Annotated in this window: 15 protein-coding genes and 1 pseudogene; 9 read left to right on the top strand and 7 right to left on the bottom strand. The window is 62.5% G+C overall.

Annotated elements, in window-relative coordinates; genetic code table 11:
• Positions 1-115 precede the first annotated feature (115 nt).
• Both BT179_RS20980 and BT179_RS20975 read left to right on the top strand, forming a co-directional pair.
• Complete coding sequence (locus BT179_RS20980) at positions 116-580, top strand: multidrug transporter (RefSeq protein WP_072397046.1); 465 nt, start codon at positions 116-118, stop codon at positions 578-580.
• 35 nt (positions 581-615) lie between these two features.
• The gene (locus BT179_RS20975) at positions 616-1,440 is read left to right on the top strand and encodes an SDR family oxidoreductase (protein ID WP_072431572.1); all 825 of its coding nucleotides are present in this window, start codon (positions 616-618) and stop codon (positions 1,438-1,440) included.
• Between the two features lie 231 nt (positions 1,441-1,671).
• Here BT179_RS20975 and BT179_RS27320 read toward each other — a convergent pair.
• Positions 1,672-1,749: pseudogene (locus BT179_RS27320) on the bottom strand (hypothetical protein); the annotation flags it as partial.
• Positions 1,750-1,979: 230 nt separating this feature from the next.
• Between BT179_RS27320 and BT179_RS20965 the strand changes: the two are divergent.
• Positions 1,980-2,534, top strand: a complete 555-nt coding sequence (locus tag BT179_RS20965; protein WP_072431571.1) for a hypothetical protein — start codon at positions 1,980-1,982, stop codon at positions 2,532-2,534.
• Positions 2,535-2,807: 273 nt separating this feature from the next.
• Here BT179_RS20965 and BT179_RS20960 read toward each other — a convergent pair whose 3' ends face one another.
• The 4 genes from BT179_RS20960 to BT179_RS20945 are packed head-to-tail and all read right to left on the bottom strand — an operon-like array spanning position 2,808 to position 7,595.
• Positions 2,808-3,668, bottom strand: a complete 861-nt coding sequence (locus BT179_RS20960; RefSeq protein WP_072431570.1) for an efflux RND transporter periplasmic adaptor subunit — start codon at positions 3,666-3,668, stop codon at positions 2,808-2,810.
• 10 nt (positions 3,669-3,678) lie between these two features.
• Complete coding sequence (locus BT179_RS20955) at positions 3,679-3,879, bottom strand: DUF1656 domain-containing protein (RefSeq protein ID WP_072397040.1); 201 nt, start codon at positions 3,877-3,879, stop codon at positions 3,679-3,681.
• A complete protein-coding gene (locus BT179_RS20950) occupies positions 3,869-6,073 on the bottom strand; it encodes an FUSC family protein (protein ID WP_072431569.1) in 2,205 nt (734 codons plus the stop codon). The genes BT179_RS20955 and BT179_RS20950 overlap by 11 nt, the downstream gene beginning before the upstream one ends.
• Before the next feature lie 10 nt (positions 6,074-6,083).
• On the bottom strand, positions 6,084-7,595 hold the full coding sequence (locus BT179_RS20945) for an efflux transporter outer membrane subunit (RefSeq protein ID WP_072431581.1): 1,512 nt from the start codon (positions 7,593-7,595) through the stop codon (positions 6,084-6,086).
• Between the two features lie 323 nt (positions 7,596-7,918).
• Here BT179_RS20945 and BT179_RS20940 point away from each other — a divergent pair, with 323 nt between their 5' ends.
• On the top strand, positions 7,919-8,887 hold the full coding sequence (locus BT179_RS20940) for a LysR family transcriptional regulator (protein ID WP_072397034.1): 969 nt from the start codon (positions 7,919-7,921) through the stop codon (positions 8,885-8,887).
• A 19-nt stretch (positions 8,888-8,906) separates the two neighbouring features.
• On the opposite strand, the gene BT179_RS20935 is transcribed toward BT179_RS20940, so the two are convergent.
• Positions 8,907-9,164 carry a hypothetical protein gene (locus BT179_RS20935; protein WP_072397032.1) on the bottom strand — a complete coding sequence of 86 codons (258 nt, stop codon included), beginning with the start codon at positions 9,162-9,164 and terminating at the stop codon, positions 8,907-8,909.
• Between the two features lie 233 nt (positions 9,165-9,397).
• On the opposite strand from BT179_RS20935, the gene BT179_RS20930 reads away from it, so the two are divergent.
• The 5 genes from BT179_RS20930 to BT179_RS20910 all read left to right on the top strand — a co-directional run bounded on the left by BT179_RS20930 (position 9,398) and on the right by BT179_RS20910 (position 17,445).
• On the top strand, positions 9,398-10,555 hold the full coding sequence (locus BT179_RS20930) for an efflux RND transporter periplasmic adaptor subunit (RefSeq protein ID WP_072397030.1): 1,158 nt from the start codon (positions 9,398-9,400) through the stop codon (positions 10,553-10,555).
• On the top strand, positions 10,552-13,665 hold the full coding sequence (locus tag BT179_RS20925; protein WP_072431568.1) for a multidrug efflux RND transporter permease subunit: 3,114 nt from the start codon (positions 10,552-10,554) through the stop codon (positions 13,663-13,665). The genes BT179_RS20930 and BT179_RS20925 overlap by 4 nt, the downstream gene beginning before the upstream one ends.
• Before the next feature lie 9 nt (positions 13,666-13,674).
• Entirely contained in the window at positions 13,675-14,349 is a 675-nt protein-coding gene (locus BT179_RS20920; RefSeq protein WP_072397026.1) for a heavy metal response regulator transcription factor, read from the top strand.
• Positions 14,336-15,703 carry a heavy metal sensor histidine kinase gene (locus tag BT179_RS20915; protein WP_072397024.1) on the top strand — a complete coding sequence of 456 codons (1,368 nt, stop codon included), beginning with the start codon at positions 14,336-14,338 and terminating at the stop codon, positions 15,701-15,703. Before BT179_RS20920 ends, BT179_RS20915 begins: the two co-directional genes overlap by 14 nt.
• 245 nt (positions 15,704-15,948) lie before the next feature.
• Complete coding sequence (locus BT179_RS20910) at positions 15,949-17,445, top strand: sensor domain-containing diguanylate cyclase (protein WP_072397022.1); 1,497 nt, start codon at positions 15,949-15,951, stop codon at positions 17,443-17,445.
• 143 nt (positions 17,446-17,588) lie between these two features.
• On the opposite strand, the gene lpxC is transcribed toward BT179_RS20910, so the two are convergent.
• A complete protein-coding gene (gene lpxC, locus BT179_RS20905; protein WP_010452622.1) occupies positions 17,589-18,500 on the bottom strand; it encodes a UDP-3-O-acyl-N-acetylglucosamine deacetylase in 912 nt (303 codons plus the stop codon).
• Between the last annotated feature and the right edge of the window lie 105 nt (positions 18,501-18,605).

Here is an 18,605-nt window from a genome sequence, read left to right as displayed (position 1 = left end):
ACAGCGCTGCCTACTGTCAGATATAACAGTGACGACCAGTGGATCGGCAGGGCAGAGAATATCCATGCCCCGAGCCCTCCGGTAGGATGTGGCTACGCTATCGGAGGCTTCGAACATGCTTATTGGCGTCTTGCTGGTCATTACCTGGCTGATCCTGCTGCTGCGCTACCCTGCCAAGGCACTGCCGGTGTCCTTGGCGGCGTTTGTCGGCCTGGGGCTGGTGGCCGCCTGGGTGATCTGGCAGGAAAACCGCGAGACCCGGCAACTGGCACGCCTGGAGCTGCGCCTTGCCTACGCTCCGGAACACTGCCCCGCCGACCGCCCGCTGCTGCTGAAACTCAAGAACGGCAACGACGTACCATTGGTCGAGCTGGGCTGGCGGGTCGCGGCCTATGCACCCGGCGACACCATCAACCTGGCCGACACCCCGTACAATGCACCGCGCTACCACGGACCCGGCCAGTTGCAGCCCGGTGCCGACTGGCAGGATTGCCTGCCCCTGCCCCCGCTGCGTCCCGGCTATCGCCCGCAGACGCTGGAGTTTCGTGCCGAGCGATTGCACGGCAGCTTCTCCGATTGAGCCACTTTCCTCTTTTTCTGCACAAGGAACGCGCCATGCCCGTTGCGTTGATTACCGGATGTTCAAGCGGCATCGGCCGCGCCCTCGCCGATGCCTTCAAGGCTGCCGGATACCAGGTCTGGGCCAGCGCCCGCAAGGCTGAGGACGTCGCAGCGCTCAGCGCCGCCGGCTTCACCGCCGTCCAGCTGGACGTGAACGACGGCCAGGCGCTGGAGCAACTGAGCGAACGGATCAACCAGCAGCACGGCGGCCTCGATGTGCTGGTCAACAATGCCGGCTACGGCGCCATGGGCCCGTTGCTGGACGGCGGTGTGCCCGCCTTGCAGCGCCAGTTCGAAACGAATGTGTTCGCCATCGTCGGCGTGACCCGCGCGCTGTTCCCGGTGCTGCGCCGGGCCAGGGGCCTGGTGGTGAACATCGGCAGTGTTTCCGGTGTGCTGGTCACACCGTTCGCTGGCGCCTATTGCGCCTCCAAGGCCGCGGTGCACGCCTTGAGCGACGCGCTGCGCATGGAACTGGCGCCGTTCGGTATCCGCGTCATGGAAGTCCAACCCGGCGCCATCGCTTCGAGTTTCGCCAGGAATGCCGGCCATGAAGCCGAACAGTTGATCAACGAGCAATCACCCTGGTGGCCCCTGCGCGACGGTATCCGCGCCCGGGCCAAGGCGTCCCAGGACAAGCCGACCCCGGCCGGCGAATTCGCCGCCGGGCTGCTCAAGGCCGTGCAACAACCCAGGCCTGCCCGCTTGCTGCGCCTGGGCAATGGCAGCCGGACCCTGCCGCTGATGGCTGGCTTACTGCCCAAGGGGTTGCTGGAGAAGGTGTTGATGAAGCGGTTTGGGCTGGGTGGGTCGTTGTAACTGAGGGGTATAGCAGGCTATGGGCGGGATTTTAGTTCGTGTGTATCCGTTTCTGCGGTAACGGCTACACACGAACTAAAATCCCGCCCATAAAAGACGATCAAATACGAGCCCTTGCCCACAGCCCACAGCATTGTTCAATATCCCGTCGCTTTCGCGGGCAACCCCACAGGGGCTTAGTAGTGAATAATGGGCTAACCCTGCGGCTCGACCACCACCGTACACGTCATCCCCCGCCGCCAGCAGCACGCCATCGGGCACTTCATCAAGATGAATCCGCACCGGCACCCGCTGGGCCAGGCGCACCCAGTTGGAGGTTGAGTTGACGTCGGCGATCCGTTCGCGGTCTGTCGGGGTTTGAGACAGTGTAATTACAAGCTTGGGGGCCCATCAGGGCGCCCTTACCGTTTGTCAGAACTGTCAACTTTGACAGTAGCGCCGCCTCAGACATCAGTTCAAATTTTGGATACCTGAATTTTCATGTTTTTCAGGCCAACCCGAAGTAAATGGCTTAATACGATCCAAGGGAAGTCCCGAAAATGAGCATCCAATCCGACACCACTGCTGAGTTTGAAAACACCGTTGGTTTCTATGAAAACGGACAAAAAATTAACATTATCGAATTTGAAGATCAATACAAAATCGCCGGCAGCATCGCCCAACGTGGCTGGGTAATAAGTATTAAAAATAAAAAATATGTAGTGCAAAGCAAATATTTCGACACAGATGCCACACCACAATACAAGTTAAATCTAATAAATATAAACAACAAAAACACAGAGTACGAACATCAACTGAAAAAAGCCAGAGATTTAGTAAACCCCAAAACAAAAAAAATACTCCCCCCGCCTTCAATTCATCCAGAAAAACACGAAGAAAACACCTCATCCACGGATTTTTTGGTTGATGCAGCTGGTTTTGGATTCAGCTACAGCAGTAGCACCATTCCTAAATATTTAAATGTGGGTGACACCGGAATTTTCTATCAGCTATTTCAGCCCCCCACAACATATAAAATTATACTAATAGAATACTATGAGTTCTCGGCCACATCTTTCAAAATCATGTACTATGTGGAAAAACTAGCCACTTAATAAACCCTAAAACAACATCAGAAAAATTTTTAACGCTCCACACTGGCATCATCAGCATCGATGTATTTGAAGGCCAGCTAATTACCTTCGCAGTTTTCATTCATAATTTGTCAACTCGTTACCGCTTGTTAAAGTTAGCCGCTTGAACTGTTCTCATCTTATATTAATGGCTCTACGGTCGAATATTCAGAGATCAATTAGGGCTAGGTGAAACAAGGCTTCCGGACACCTGTGGATGCGGAGCGTGGAAACGAACATCGTGGGCCGACCTCTCTATCCGTTCCCCAGAGTGATGACCACTGTACACGTCATCCCCGCCGCCAGCAGCACGCCATCAGGCACTTCATCAAGATGAATCCGCACCGGCACCCGCTGGGCCAGGCGCACCCAGTTGAAGGTCGGGTTGACGTCGGCCACCAGTTCCCGGCTTGCCGGGTTGTCGCGGTCGTAGATGCCACGGGAAATGCTTTCCACGTGCCCCTTGAGCAGCTCCCCGCTCATCAACTGCAATTGGGCCGGATCGCCGATGCGGACCTTGGGCAGCTTGGTTTCTTCGAAGAAGCCATAGACCCAGAACGAGTTCATGTCCACCACCGCCATCTTCGCCTCGCCGATACGGGCATAGTCGCCACGGTGCACGTTGAGGTTGGTGACATAGCCGTCCACCGCGGCACGCACCTCGGTGCGCGACAGGTTCAGCTCGGCCGCCTCCAGTTGCGCCTGGGCGTGCTGGTAGTCGGCCAGGGCCGAGTCGGCGATATTGCTGGCGTCATCGCGGTTTTCCCGGGAGATCACCAGGCTGTCCAGGTCCGCGCGACGATGAGCGTTGACCTTGCGCATTTCCCAGGTGGCCTTGCGCGACGCCACCAGGGAACGAGCCTGCTTGACTGCGATGCGATAGTGCTCGGGATCGATACGCATCAACAGGTCACCTTTGCTCACCCGCTGGTTGTCGCGCACGGGCACATCGACCACTTCGCCGCTGACATCGGCGGCGACGTTGATGATGTCGGCCCGCACCCGTCCATCGCGGGTCCAGGGCGTGTCCATGTAGTGCACCCATAGCGTACGGCCGACCCACAGCGCCAAGGCCAGTACCAACAGCGTCGCCAGCAGGCTGAAGAATTTTTTCATCGCATCGATCTCAACGGTAGACCGTCAGCGCCAGCGCGCCGAACAGGCAGGTAAACAGACTCAGGCGCAGCAGCGCCGGGTGCCAGAAGAAGCGGTACAGATCCATGCCCGAGAGGAAGCGATCCAGGGCCCAGGCCAGTGCGGCGGCGATGAAGAACATCAGGGTCATGGTGGGCATGTAGACGCCATGGAAGGCGATTTCACGAGGCATGGTCAGGGTCCTGGGACAGCGGGGCGGCATGCGACATGGCATAGCCGGCCAATGGCGATTGCGGGTCCAGCAAGGAAGTGCGGATGAAATGCAGGTAACTCTTCACCCGGCGCAGGGCCGATGTGTCGAAGTGCGGCGCGAACGGTTCATCGGTGGCCTGGACGCGACCGATCGCCTGGTCCACTGCCACCAGGGCACGCTCCAGATTGTTCTGGCACGGCTGGCGGAACAGCCTCACCAGGGCTCGTCCCATCACGCGGATCGCCTGGCGCCACGGCTGGGTTTCGGCGTAGGCCGGATGCACCGGCAGGATCGCCTGTTCCTTGCGTAATTCGATGATCGCGTGCCCGACCTCCAGCACCACCAACATCCAGCGCAGCAAGTCCCGCTGCACCTGGGGCTGCCCCGCTGCCAGCCCATAGGCCTGATGCAGCAGATCTCGGGTACGACTTTCGAAGCCCGATGCCAGCCCCTTGAGCCGGCCGCTGATGGCGAACACAACTTGCTCGCGCAGGTCCTGTTCGAGCCGGCGCCACAGCCAGCGACTGTTGGGCGGCAGAATGATCGCCCCGGCAGCGGCACACACCAGCATGCCGAGAATCATCGCGATGTAGTCGTTGATGAAGGTGTAGGGGTTGTACACCGTCAGGTTGTCGGGCACCGAGCCCGTGCAGAAAAAGATCAGCAACCCGAGCCCGACCCCGGCGTATTGCGGTCGCGAACCGAGAAACGAACCCAGCATGAGCACCGGTGCCAGCACCATGCAGAGCAAAGGGAAACCGTCGATCAACGGGAAGATGAAGAACATCTCGACGAAACCCACCAGTGCCCCGAGCAAAGTGCCACAGGCCATCTGGAATGCCATGCGCTTGGGGTTCGGCGTCGCCGCCGACAAGCCCACCGTGGCCGCGGCGATCATGGTCATGGTCGCCCCGCTCGGCCAGGCCGTGGCGACCCAATAGCTGCCCAGCACCAGCAGAATGAACGCGGCGCGAAACCCTGATGCCAGGGCCGCGAGCCAGTTGGTCCGCGGCACATACGGCTCGTCCCAGCGCTCGCGTTCGTGGTGGTGATCCACCAGTGAAGCGTGGGTCAGGGCATAGCCATGCAAATCGTCGACAAATCGGTAGAGCAACTCGTAGGCCGTGTGGAAATCCAGCAACTGCGCCTCACTCGGCCCCGTTTCCTGGAACAGTGCCCGCAAGCGACGCACCTGTGCCGGCAGCTGGGCCTTGTACTCTGCCAAGGCCACCACCAGCCGCGCGGCGTCAGCGTCGGTCAGGGCCCGGGCGCTGAAGCCGTCCAGCAGTTCGGCCAGGTTGTTCAGGCCTGGCTTGATGGCGCTCACCACATGGTCGGCCGCACTGTCGCGCAGTCGTTCAAGCAACTGGTGCAAGGCATTGAAGCGCGTGGTGATGCCCATGAACTCGCTGTTCAGCCGGCTGAGCCGACCGTTGCGCCGACGCATGTGCGGATCCTCGAACACGGTCACGCTGCGCAGGCTCTCCAGGCCCACGGCCTCGGCGATGAAACGCACGTTGCCGGCCTCGAATGCCTCCCGCCTGCTGCGTCCACGCAGACCGTCGGTGACGAACAGGGCAAACACTGCGAAGCGCTGGTACAAGGCGTTGCGCATGGCGGCGCTGGCGGTTTGCGGCAGGATCGCGGCGCTGACCAGGGTGGAACAGAGGATACCCAGGGAAATTTCCAGCACCCGCCAGACGGCCGCCATGAACGCCCCTTCCGGATGGGCCAGGGCCGGCAGGCCGATCATCGCCGCGGTATAGCCGGCCAGCACGAAACCATAGGCCCTGAAGTTGCGCGAACGTGTCGCCCCCGCCGTACAGAAACCGACCCAGATCGTCAGGCAGCCCAAAAACCATTCGGTGTTCTGGGCAAACAAGGCGATCAGCGCCACCATCACCGCCGAACCGGCCAGGGTCCCGAGGAAGCGGTAGAAACTCTTGGCGAACACCTGGCCGCTCTGGGGCTGCATGACGATGAACACCGTGATCATGGCCGTGCGCGGTTGCGGCAGTTCCAGGCGCATCGCCAGCCACAGGGTCAGGAACGCGGCGAACAGCACCTTGAATATGTAGACCCAGGTCACCCCGTCGCTGCGGGCCCAGTCGAAAAAACCGCGGCGCCATTCGAGGCGATGCAGCCAGCGCCATGAGGCGCGCAAGGAAGTCATCGAGGCAGGCTCACCGGTCCAATGCGCCAAGAATGGCCGGAGCCGGGGTCGGGCGTGTCGCCGCGGCGGCCGGCGTATCGTCGCCGGCTTCCAGCCCGCCCCCCAATGCCGTCACGAGGTCGGCATGGGCGCTCAGGCGCGCCGCCTCCACCTGCTGCTGGATCTGCTGTTGCCTGAATAGCAGGCTCTGGGCGTTGAGCACGCTGAGGTAGTCGGTGAGCCCGCGCTGGAACGCCACCAGGGCGATGTCGTAGGTACGCTGCGCGGCCGCCACCGATTCGGCCGCGAACGCCTGTTGCTTGTCCATGGACTCGCGCCGGATCAACTGGTCGGAAAGGCCCTTCAGCGCGTTCACCAGCGTCTGGTTATAGTGCGCCACGGCGATGTCATAACCGGCTGCCGCCTCTCCCAATTGTGCGCGCAGGCGCCCACCGTCGAAAATCGGCAACGACAGGGCCGGCCCGACGCTGTAGGTGAGTTTCTTGCCCGTCAGGAACTCCAGCGCCCCGCCGCCGGTGGCCATGTAGCCAAGGCTGCCCACCAGATCGACGTTGGGATAGAACCCGGCACGGGCCACATCGATACCCCTGGCCTGGGCCGCCACCTGCCAGCGCCCGGCAACCACATCGGGACGCTGGCCGAGCAGTTCGGCGGGCAGCGCCGACGGCAGCTTCAAGGGTGCACCAAGGGCCAGGGTCGGCCGTTGCAATCGCGCGCCCTCTCCCGGCCCCTTGCCCGCCAGCGCCGCCAATTGATTGCGACTCAGGGCAATGGCTTCATCGAGGGCGTCTAGCTGGCGATGGGTTTCCGGCAGGGGCGCCTGGGCCTGGCTGACTTCGAAGTGAGTGCCGATGCCGCCGTCCAGGCGTTTTCGGGCCAGCTCGAGGATCTGCTCCTGCTGGTGCAGCGTCGCGGCGACGATATCGCGCTGAGCGTAATGCAGCGACAACTGGATATAGGCGTGCACGACATTGTTCTGCAATTCCAGCTGCGCCTGCCGTGCCTGCGCCACGCTCATGTGGGCCAGGTCGACGGCCTGTTCGCTGGCATTGCGCTCCCGGCCCCACAGGTCCAGGGCGTAGCTCAAGCCCAAGCCGGCATTGTTGTCCCAGGTGGTGGTATTGGCCAGCTCGCCAGGGCCGTAGAACTGGTCGGTGGGCCAGTCGTGCCGCTTGAGATTCGCCTGGCCATTGATCTGCGGGGACTCGGCGGACTCGGTGACCCCGGCCAGGGCCCTGGCCTGACGCACCCGGGCCACCGCCATCGCCAGGCTCGGGCTGCCTTGCAGCGCGAGGTCGACCCAACGATCCAGTTGCCGATCGCCGTAGGCTTTCCACCACTGTCGGGTCGGCCAATGGGCGTCCCGGGCGGCTTCGCGGATCACGGCATCGGTGGCCAGCCCATTGGCCGGCAAGGCCTCGCCCTGGGGGGCAATCCCTCCCGTCCCGATGCAACCGCCGATGACTGACGCCAAAACCCAAACACTGAGAGTCTTCAGCTCTCTGCTGATGCAACGCGGCACTTGCACAAAATTCCTGAGGGGGGCATGACGACGAGAATGGCGGCCTGTTGACGCAGACTTGTGGGAGCGAGCTTGCTCGCGAAGGCGTCCGGACATTCAATTCAAATGTCGAATGAGACGACCTTATCGCGAGCAAGCTCGCTCCCACAGGTGTCCACAAGGTCCCGCTCCTGCTTTGGCGGCAATTCTAGGCAGGGCGTCGAGCGGCGATAAGCCGACCTTTCTGTGATTCTTTGTTACCGTTAACGCGATAATCCATTAGTCGGGGTCCCTTCGCGCTGTAACTTCATGTCACAATTTGCCACCTCCCAAGAGAACCGTTCATGGACACCTTGCAAAACATGCGTGCGTTCTGCTGTGTTGCCGAAGCCGGCAGTTTCACCGCCGCCGCCGGGCAACTCGACACCACCACAGCCAACGTCTCGCGTGCGGTTTCCAACCTGGAAGCCCATCTGCAAACCCGCCTGCTCAACCGCACCACTCGCCGTATCGCCCTGACCGAGGCCGGCAAGCGCTACCTGCTGCGCTGCGAGCAGATCCTGGCCTACGTCGAGGAAGCCGAAGCCGAGGCCAGCGATGCCCACGCCCGCCCGGCGGGGCAGCTGAAAGTCCATACCATGACCGGTATCGGCCAGCATTTCGTGATCGACGCCATCGCCCGTTATCGCAAGACACACCCGGACGTGACCTTCGACCTGACCCTGGCCAACCGCGTACCGGATATCCTCGACGAGGGCTACGACGTCTCTATCGTGCTGGCCAGCGAACTGCCGGATTCAGGCTTCGTCTCCCAGCGCCTGGGGATCACCTACAGCATCGTCTGCGCCTCGCCCGCCTATGTGAAGGCCAGCGGCTGCCCGCAAAAACCCAGCGACCTGCTCAACCACGCCTGCCTGCGCCTGGTCAGTCCGGTCATTCCGCTGGAGAAGTGGGTGTTCGATGGCCCTGAAGGCCAGGAGATGGTCACCATCAATCAGTCACCGTTCCTGGTGAACTCCGCCGACGCCATGAAAACCGCCATCACCAGCGGCATGGGCGTGGGAGTATTGCCGGTATATGCCGCCATCGAAGGCCTGCGCAACGGCACGCTGGTGCGGGTCATGCCCAACTATCGCTCCCAGGAACTGAACCTGTACGCCATCTATCCTTCGCGCCAGTACCTGGATGCGAAGATCAAGACCTGGGTCGAGTATTTGCGAGGCTCGCTGCCGGAAATCCTGGCGGCGCATCAAGCCGAGCTGACCGCCTACGAACTGAGCGGCAGCCTGGCGGGGGCACGGGGGCCCCATTGAGCTCCCCCGCCCGTTCGGCTCAGCGCTTGCCCATCGAACGACGGGTACCGGGAGGCGCGGCTCCGGGGGTCTTGGTATGACCGTCCTTCACGCCGTTCTTGTACCACGGCAATTGGCCGGCCCCTTTGGCCGCGGCCAGTTCACCGGGCTTGAACGGGAATTTGAAGGCCGGGATGGCCGCCTTGGCGTCGGCGGTAGCGGTAACGTCGCCGGCAGGCGAGTCCAGCTGGTGGTCGCTCGGGCGCTCGTCCGCGGACGAGGGTGTCGGGGAAGTCATGTAAGGCTCCGGGAAAATGCATGCGAGTCGGCCCCGCTCACAGGGCGCGAGGCGGCAGTATACCTGCCCGTTGGCGAACGCACCGGGCCGTTTCAATAGGCATGGATACGTGTCTGACAGGAATCCGGGACGAAACTGACACGCCCGTCAGCTAGCCGTCACCTTCCTGACCGTCTCGCAACGCTATATAAGAAACATAAAAATCCCTTCGTCCGAACCGGCTTCCCACATTCATGCACATCCAGAAAAAAACCGTCCTGCTTGTCGCACTGCTGGCCGCCCTGGCGGCACTTGTCCTCTGGTTTGTCATGAAGCCCGTCACCGCCAGGCCCGGTGCTCCCGCCGCCGTTCCAGTGCGGGTGATCAGCGTGGAGCGAAAGGATGTCCCACGCTTCGCCAGCGGCATCGGCACGGTGCTGTCGCTGCACAGCGTGGTGATCCGTCCCCAGGTGGACGGCATCCTGACCCGGTTGCTGGTCAAGGAAGGGCAACGGGTCAACAAGGGGGACCTGCTGGCGACCATCGACGACCGCTCCATCCGCGCCAGCCTCGACCAGGCTCGGGCCCAGCTTGGCGAAAGCCAGGCACAGCTGGCGGTGGCCCAGGTCAATCTCAAGCGCTACAAGGCATTGAGTGTCGACGACGGCGTGTCGAAACAGACCTACGACCAGCAACAGGCCCTGGTCAACCAGCTCAAGGCCACCGCCCGGGGCAACCAGGCGGCCATCGACTCGGCCCAAGTGCAACTGTCCTATACCCAGATCCGCTCTCCGGTGACCGGTCGTGTCGGCATTCGCAACGTGGATGAAGGCAACTTCCTGCGCACCAGCGACACCGAAGGCCTGTTCACCGTGACCCAGATCGACCCGATCGCGGTGGAATTCTCCCTGCCCCAGCAGATGCTGCCCACCCTGCAAAGGTTGATCGCCGCCCCCGAGCCCGCCCTGGTCAAGGCCTATATTGGCACCGATGGCGGTCAGGGAGAGCTGTTGGGCGAGGGCCGGCTGAGCCTCATCGACAACCAGATCGACGCCAATACCGGCACCCTGCGGGCCAAGGCCGAATTCAGCAACGCGGGGCAACGCCTGTGGCCCGGGCAACTGGTCACGCTGAAGATCCAGACCGCCCTGGACAAGGACGCCCTGGTGGTGCCGCCCACCGTGGTCCAGCGTGGGCTGGAGCAGCATTTCGTGTACCGGATCAAGGGCGACAAGGTCGAGAGCGTACCGGTAGTGATGGTCTACCAGGACAGCGACATGCACATCATCAAGGGGGTCGACGCCGGCGACCAACTGGTGAGCGACGGGCAATCGCGGCTCAAGCCGGGGGCCAGCATCCAGGTGCTCAGTGATCCACCGGCCCTCGCCAAGGCATCGGAGCCGCAGCCATGAAGGGTCGCGGTTCTATTTCGGCGTGGTGCATCGATCATCCAGTGGCCACGGTGCTGCTCACGTTTGCCCTGGTGCTGCTGGGGTGCATCGCCTTTCCTCGCCTGCCCGTGGCTCCGTTGCCGGAAGCGGAGTTCCCGACGATCCAGGTCAGCGCCCAATTGCCCGGCGCCAGTCCCGAAACCATGGCGTCGTCGGTGGCGACGCCGCTGGAAGTGCAATTCAGCGCCATTCCCGGCATCACCCAGATGACCTCCAGCAGCGCCCTGGGTTCGACCAACCTGACCCTGCAATTCAGTCTCGACAAGAGCATCGACACCGCCGCCCAGGAAGTGCAGGCGGCCATCAATACCGCTGCCGGCAAATTGCCCAGCGACATGCCGAACCTGCCCACCTGGCGCAAGATCAACCCGGCCGACAGCCCCGTGCTGATCCTCAGTATCAGTTCCAGCCTGATGCCCGGCACCGAACTGAGCGACTACGTCGAAACGCTGCTCGCCCGGCAGATCAGCCAGATCGACGGCGTGGGCCAGATCTACATTACCGGCCAGCAACGTCCCGCCATCCGGGTCCAGGCTTCCGCCGACCGTCTCGCCGCCATCGGCCTGACACTGGCCGACCTGCGCGTGTCGCTCCAGCAAGCCAGCCTCAACCTGGCCAAGGGCGCGCTGTATGGCCAGTCGAGCATCTCCACCCTCTCCACCAACGACCAGTTGTTCCAGCCCGAGGAATATGGCGACCTGATCGTCTCCTACAGGAACGGCGCACCGGTGCACCTGAAGGACATCGCCCAGGTCGTCAGCGGTTCGGAGAACGCCTACGTCCAGGCCTGGTCCGACCAGGACCCCGGCGTCAACCTGGTGATCTTCCGCCAGCCGGGCGCAAACATCGTCGAGACGGTCGACCGCATCCAGGCGGCCCTGCCCACCCTGGAAGCCATGCTGCCCGCCTCGGTGCAGGTCAAGGTGATGATCGACCGGACCCAGACCATCCGCGCCTCGCTGCACGAAGTGGAAATCACCCTGCTGATCGCGGTGCTGCTGGTGGTGGCGGTGATGGCGCTGTTCCTGCGCCAGCTTTCGGCGACCCTGATTGTATCGGCGGTGCTGGGGGTGTCGCTGATCGCCAGTTTCGCCCTGATGTACGTCATGGGCTTCAGCCTGAACAACCTGACCCTGGTGGCCATCGTCATCTCGGTGGGGTTCGTGGTGGACGATGCCATCGTGGTGGTGGAGAACATCCACCGGCACCTGGAGGCCGGTGATGGCATGCGCGAGGCGGCGATCAAGGGAGCCGGGGAAATCGGCTTCACGGTGGTCTCCATCAGTTTCTCGCTGGTGGCCGCGTTCATACCGCTGCTGTTCATGGGCGGCGTGGTCGGGCGCCTGTTCAAGGAGTTTGCCCTGACCGCCACCTCGACCATCCTGATTTCGGTGGTGGTCTCCCTCACGCTGGCGCCCACCCTGGCTGCCCTGTTCATGCGCGCTCCGGTGCATGCGGCGCACCGCCACCCGGGGTTCGGCGAACGCCTGCTGGGTTGGTACGAACGGGGCCTGCGCCGGGCACTGGCCCACCAGACCCTGATGATCGGTGTCTTCGGCCTGACCCTGGCGCTGGCCGTGGTGGGTTACGTATTCATCCCCAAGGGCTTCTTCCCGGTGCAGGATACAGGCCTGGTGCTGGGCACCAGCGAAGCAGCGGCCGACGTGTCCTTCCCGGACATGGTGGCCAAGCACAAGGCCCTGGCCGAAATCGTCGCCGCCGACCCCGCGGTGCAGACCTTCTCCCATTCCGTCGGCGTTTCGGGCAACAACCAGACCATCGCCAATGGCCGCTTCTGGATCGCCCTCAAGCCACGGGGGGAGCGCGACGTATCGGCCAGCGGCTTCATCGACCGGATCAGGCCCCAATTGCTCAAGGTTCCTGGCGTGGTGCTCTACCTGCGTGCCGGGCAGGACATCAACCTCAGCTCCGGGCCCAGCCGCGCCCAGTACCAGTACGTGCTCAAGAGCAACGACGGGCCGACGCTCACGGCCTGGACGCAGAAACTCACCGACCGGTTGCGCGGCAACCCGGCGTTTCGCGACATCTCCAACGACCTGCAACTGGGCGGCAGCATCACCCATATCAACATCGACCGCAGCGCGGCGGCGCGCTTCGGCCTGACCGCCAGCGATGTCGACCAGGCCCTGTACGACGCCTTCGGCCAGCGGCAGATCAACGAATTTCAGACCGAGACCAACCAGTACAACGTCATCCTTGAGCTGGACACCCTGCAACGTGGCAAGGCCGAGAGCCTGGCGTACTTCTACCTGCGTTCGCCCCTGAGCGGAGAAATGGTGCCGCTCTCGGCCCTGGCGCGCTTCGATGCTCCCACCAACGGTCCGCTGTCCATCGCCCACGACGGCATGTTCCCGGCGGCCAACCTCTCGTTCAACCTGGCGCCCGGCGTGGCATTGGGGGACGCGGTGCGCATCCTCGAACAGACCAAGAACGAGATCGGCATGCCCGCCGCCATCACCGGCAGCTTCCAGGGTGCGGCCCAGGCCTTCCAGAGCTCCCTGGCGAGCCAGCCGTGGCTGATCCTTGCCGCGCTGGTGGCGGTGTATATCATCCTTGGCGTGCTCTACGAGAGTTTCGTGCATCCACTGACCATCATTTCCACCCTGCCCTCGGCCGGCCTCGGCGCGTTGATCATGCTCTGGCTGCTGGGCCAGGATTTTTCCATCATGGCGCTGATCGGGCTGGTGCTGCTGATCGGGATCGTCAAGAAGAACGGCATCCTGATGATCGATTTCGCCCTCGATGCCCAGCGCAACGGCGGGCTTGCCCCCCAGGAGGCGATTTTCCAGGCCTGCCTGACCCGGTTCCGCCCAATCATCATGACCACCCTGGCCGCCCTGCTGGGTGCCTTGCCGTTGATGCTCGGTTATGGCGCTGGTGCCGAGTTGCGGCAGCCCCTGGGCATCGCGGTGGTCGGCGGCCTGCTGGTCAGCCAGGCGCTGACGCTGTTCACCACACCGGTCATATACTTGTGGCTCGAGCGACTGTTCCATCGGCGCCCACTTCCACCCGGGCCCGCTTCGACAGCGGCGCTGGCGACTACAGACTGAGGCAAGGCCATGCGCGTTCTGATCATCGAAGACGAAGAGAAAACCGCGGACTACCTGCACCGCGGCCTGACCGAACAGGGCTACACCGTGGACGTGGCAGCGAACGGCGTCGAGGGGCTGCACCTGGCCCTGGAGAGCGAATACGCCGTGATCGTGCTCGATGTCATGCTGCCGGGCCTGGACGGCTTCGGCGTGCTGCGGGCCTTGCGCGCCCGCAAGCAGACACCGGTAATCATGCTCACCGCCCGGGAACGGGTCGAGGATCGCATCAAGGGCCTGCGCGACGGGGCCGACGATTACCTGGGCAAGCCGTTTTCGTTCCTGGAACTGGTGGCCCGCCTGCAGGCCCTGACCCGCCGCAGCGGGGGTCATGAACCGGTGCAGGTGAGCATCGCCGACTTGTGGATCGACCTGATCAGCCGCAAGGCCACTCGCGCCGGCCAACGCCTGGACCTGACCGCCAAGGAGTTCTCCCTGCTCAGCGTGCTGGCACGCCGCCAGGGGGAGATTCTCTCCAAGACCGCCATCGCCGAAATGGTGTGGGACATCAACTTCGACAGCGACGCCAACGTGGTGGAGGTGGCGATCAAGCGCCTGCGGGCCAAGCTGGACGGGCCGTTCGAACAGAAACTGCTGCACACCATTCGCGGAATGGGTTACGTCCTGGAGAATCGCGGTGAGTAACAGCATCGCGTTGCGACTCAGCGGCCTCTTCACACTGGTGGCCGCCGTGGTGTTCCTGCTGATCGGCGGCGCGCTTTACCAACAGGTCGAAAAAGGCCTGGGGCTGTTGCCCGAAGCCGAACTCGACGCCCGCTACAGCGTGCTGGAATCCACGGTGGGTCGCTACGGCACGCCCGAGCACTGGGTGAAGATCAACAACAAATTGCGATTGCTGGCCGAAGAAGACAAGCGCATCCACTTCTGGATCGTCAGCGGCGATCCCCGCTTCGAGTACGGCAACCCCGACGCGCAGATCCGGGCCATCACCCAAGGGCCACTGGGCAAGCACGACCTGCAGTTGCCCGGCCGGGACTACCCAATGAAGGTGCTGGTGAGCCAGTTCCCGGCCAAGGACCAGCGACCGCCGCTACGCTTCATGATCGGCATCGACACCGAAACATTCTCCCAGACCCAGCACCGCCTGTTGGTGGCGCTGGTGAGCCTGGCATGCATCGGCGTGCTGCTGGCCTCGTTGCTGGGCTACTGGGTCGCGCGCATCGGCCTCAAGCCGCTGATCAAGCTGTCCGAGGAAGCCCGGCGCCTGGCCCCGCCACGCCTCTGCGGGCGCTTGCACCTGTCGCCGCTACCACCGGAACTCGGTCAGTTCGTCAGTTCCTTCAACGCTACCCTCGACCGGGTCGAACAGGCGTACTCGCGCCTGGAGTCGTTCAACGCCGATGTCGCCCATGAACTGCGTTCGCCCCTGACCAACCTGATCGGCCAGACCCAGGTGGCCTTGACCCGCGGGCGTTCGGCCGAGCACTACTTCGAAGTGTTGCAATCGAATCTGGAGGAACTGGAACGGCTGCGCTCGATCATCAACGACATGCTGTTCCTCGCCAGCGCCGACCAGGGCAGCAAGGCGACCAAACTGACCCATGCGTCCCTGGCCGGCGAGGTCGCCACCACCCTCGACTACCTCGACTTCATCCTCGAGGACGCCCAGGTCCAGGTCCGGGTCAGCGGCGATGCCCAGGCCAACATCGAGATCGCCCATCTGCGCCGGGCACTGATCAACCTGCTGAGCAACGCCGTGCAGCATACCGCTCCGGGGCAGGTGATCGACGTGCACATCGAAGCCCTTGGCGACCAGGTCACCCTGGCCGTCACCAACCCCGGCGAACCGATCGCCGGCGAACACTTGCCGCGCCTGTTCGAACGCTTCTACCGGGTCGATGCCTCCCGCAGCAACAGCGGAGCCAATCATGGACTGGGGCTGGCCATCGTCAGGGCGATTGCACTGATGCACGGCGGGGAAGTCTTCGTGCACAGCGACCAGGGCGCCAACACCTTCGGCATCCGCTTGCCGGCCTGACATTCTCCCAAAGGCTCCCACGGCATCCAGCGCAGGCCTTTGCAGCCATTGAATGCTGGGCGAAAGCCAACTCGATCAAAATCGCAAACCAGGCTCAGGCCAATCCCGGGGCTATTGCACGAACACCGATTGCCCGCTTCCACCGATCCAAGCACAATCAGCAAAAGGCCAGCATCTGGTTCATTGCCCGTTATGCAACCCATTGGGAAGGATCCCTGCCACATGACAATGCAGACATTGGAACCATGAGTGCAAGCAGTGCGACACCCGGCACCACCCAACCCTCCAAACGTTCGGAACGCGCACTCGTACTGGCCAGTTCACTGGTCGTCATCGCCATCCTGAGCATCGTCACGTTCCTGCTGATTCGCGAACATGCCAGCGCCCAGCAGGCTGCCACCCGTGCAGCGACCAACATCGTGCAGTTGATCGATGCCGATGTGCTGCGCAACGTCGAGCTCTATGACTTGTCGCTGCAGGGCTTGATCGCCACGGCAAAACGCGATGACCTGAAGGAGGTTTCGCCGACGGTCCGCCACCTGGCCCTGTTCGACCGCGCCACCGCAGCGCCGTACAAGGGCGATATCCTGCTGCTGGACAAGCATGGCGATGTCATCGCCGATTCCGCCTCCATCGAACCACGCAAAGGCAACTACGCCGACCGGGAATATTTCCAGTCCCATCGGCAGAACCCGGACCTGGGCATGATGATCAGCCGCCCGTTCCGTTCCAGGAGTGCCGCCCACGACTGGCGTATCAGCTTCAGCTATCGAATCAACGACGAGCGTGGTGAGTTCATCGGCGTGGCCGAGGCGGCGATGCGCCTGAACTACTTCAGCCAGTTGTTCAAGAGCCTGAACATTGGCCATGGCGGGACGGTCAACCTGGTCAGTCGAGACGGATTCCTGTTGGCACAGGAACCGCCCCTGGCCGAGGACATGATCGGCAAGGACTTCAGTAACAGACCGAATTTCATGCGCATCCTGCGCGAGGGCGACGGCAGTTTCACCAGCGTATCCAGTGTCGATCAGACGCAACGCCTGTACACCTTTTCCCAGGTAGGGAACCTGCCATTGATCGTCGTGGTGGCGCTGTCCTCCCAGGAGGTATTCGCCTCATGGCAACGTACGGCGCTGTTGGTCAGCGGCGCCACCGGCGCGCTGTGCATCGGCTTGCTCTGGCTGACGTGGCTCCTGCGGCGTGAATTGAGGCGCCGCCACAGTGCCGAGCGTGAACTGGCCCAGCAGGCCTCCACCGACGCCCTGACGGGCCTCGCCAATCGACGCACCCTGGATGAAACGCTGCAACAGGAGTGGCTGCGGGCCCAACGTTCGGGCCAACCGTTGTCGGTCCTGATGATCGATGCGGATCATTTCAAGGCGTTCAACGACCGCCACGGCCACCAGGGTGGCGACGAAGCCCTGCAGGCCCTGGCGCAGCTGATCGGCGAGCACGTACGACGGCCCGCCGACCTGGCGGCACGCTACGGTGGCGAGGAATTTTCGGTGGTATTGCCGGAGACCACCACCGCCGGGGCATTTGCCATGGCGCAGCACATTCGCGAAGCCGTAGAGCAGAAGCCACCCAGGATCCCGGGCGACGGCCCCATGACGGTCAGCATCGGCATCGCCACCTGGGCCCAGGGCCCTTATGGCGAACTTGAAGAGTTGCTCTTCGCCGCCGACAAGGCGCTGTACCAGGCCAAGGCCAGCGGGCGCAATCGTGTGGTGTGCGCGATGTAACACCGCGGCCCCCAAAGGCGATGGATACGGTCCCTGTAGCGAGGGAAAAATCCCTCGCCACAGGGCTCATCCGATCCTCAGGAAACATCCATAAAAAAAGGCCACCCGAAGGCAGCCTTTAAAAAACTAGAGAGGTTTTTTGCTTACACGGCCGCTACAGGACGCATGTAAGAGATTGGTGCGGTGCTGGCATCTTCGAACGTCACGACTTCCCAAGCATCTTTCTGCTCAATCAACTTGCGCAGCAGCTGGTTGTTCAGTGCGTGGCCGGACTTGAAGCCCTTGAACTCACCAATCAGGCTATTGCCCAGCAGGTAGAGGTCGCCGATTGCATCGAGGATCTTGTGCTTGACGAATTCGTCTTCATAACGAAGGCCGTCTTCGTTCAACACGCCATCGGAATCGACCACGATCGCGTTTTCAACACTGCCGCCGAGTGCGAGGTTGTGCTTGCGCAGGTACTCGATGTCACTCATGAAACCAAAGGTACGGGCGCGGCTGACTTCTTTTACGAACGAAGTGCTGGAAAAATCCACGCTTGCACTCTGGGTGCGGTCACGGAAAACCGGGTGATCGAAATCGATCTCGAAGCTCACCTTGAAGCCATCGAAAGGGACGAAAGTGGCGCGCTTGTCGCCGTCTTCCACTGTCACTTCCCGCAGGATGCGGATGAACTTCTTGGCTGCGTCCTGCTCTTCCAGGCCAGCCGATTGAATCAGGAATACGAAGGGTCCGGCACTGCCATCCATGATCGGGACTTCGGACGCGGAGAGCTCGACGTAGGCGTTATCGATGCCCAGGCCAGCCATGGCCGAGAGCAAATGCTCCACCGTGTCCACTTTGGTGTCACCGTTGACCAATGTGGTCGACATGGTGGTTTCACCAACATTTTCCGCGCGAGCAGGAATCTGCACCACAGGGTCGAGGTCGGCACGACAAAACACGATGCCGGTATCGACAGGCGCGGGCTTGAGGGTCAGGTAGACCTTCTCGCCGGAGTGCAGGCCGACACCTGTGGCACGGATAATATTCTTCAGGGTGCGTTGTTTAATCATGGCATGGGCCGCTTCAGCGCAAATTGCGAACTGGTATCAACAAAGGCTGGCGATGATAGCAGACCAGACCTTTGCTGAACACCAATCACCCGTATCCCCCTGATA

This window comes from Pseudomonas sp. NFACC43 (genome assembly GCF_900119645.1).
GTDB lineage: Bacteria > Pseudomonadota > Gammaproteobacteria > Pseudomonadales > Pseudomonadaceae > Aquipseudomonas.
Note: the sequence above shows the minus strand (reverse complement) of the source record. Positions and strands in the feature narration are given on the sequence as shown.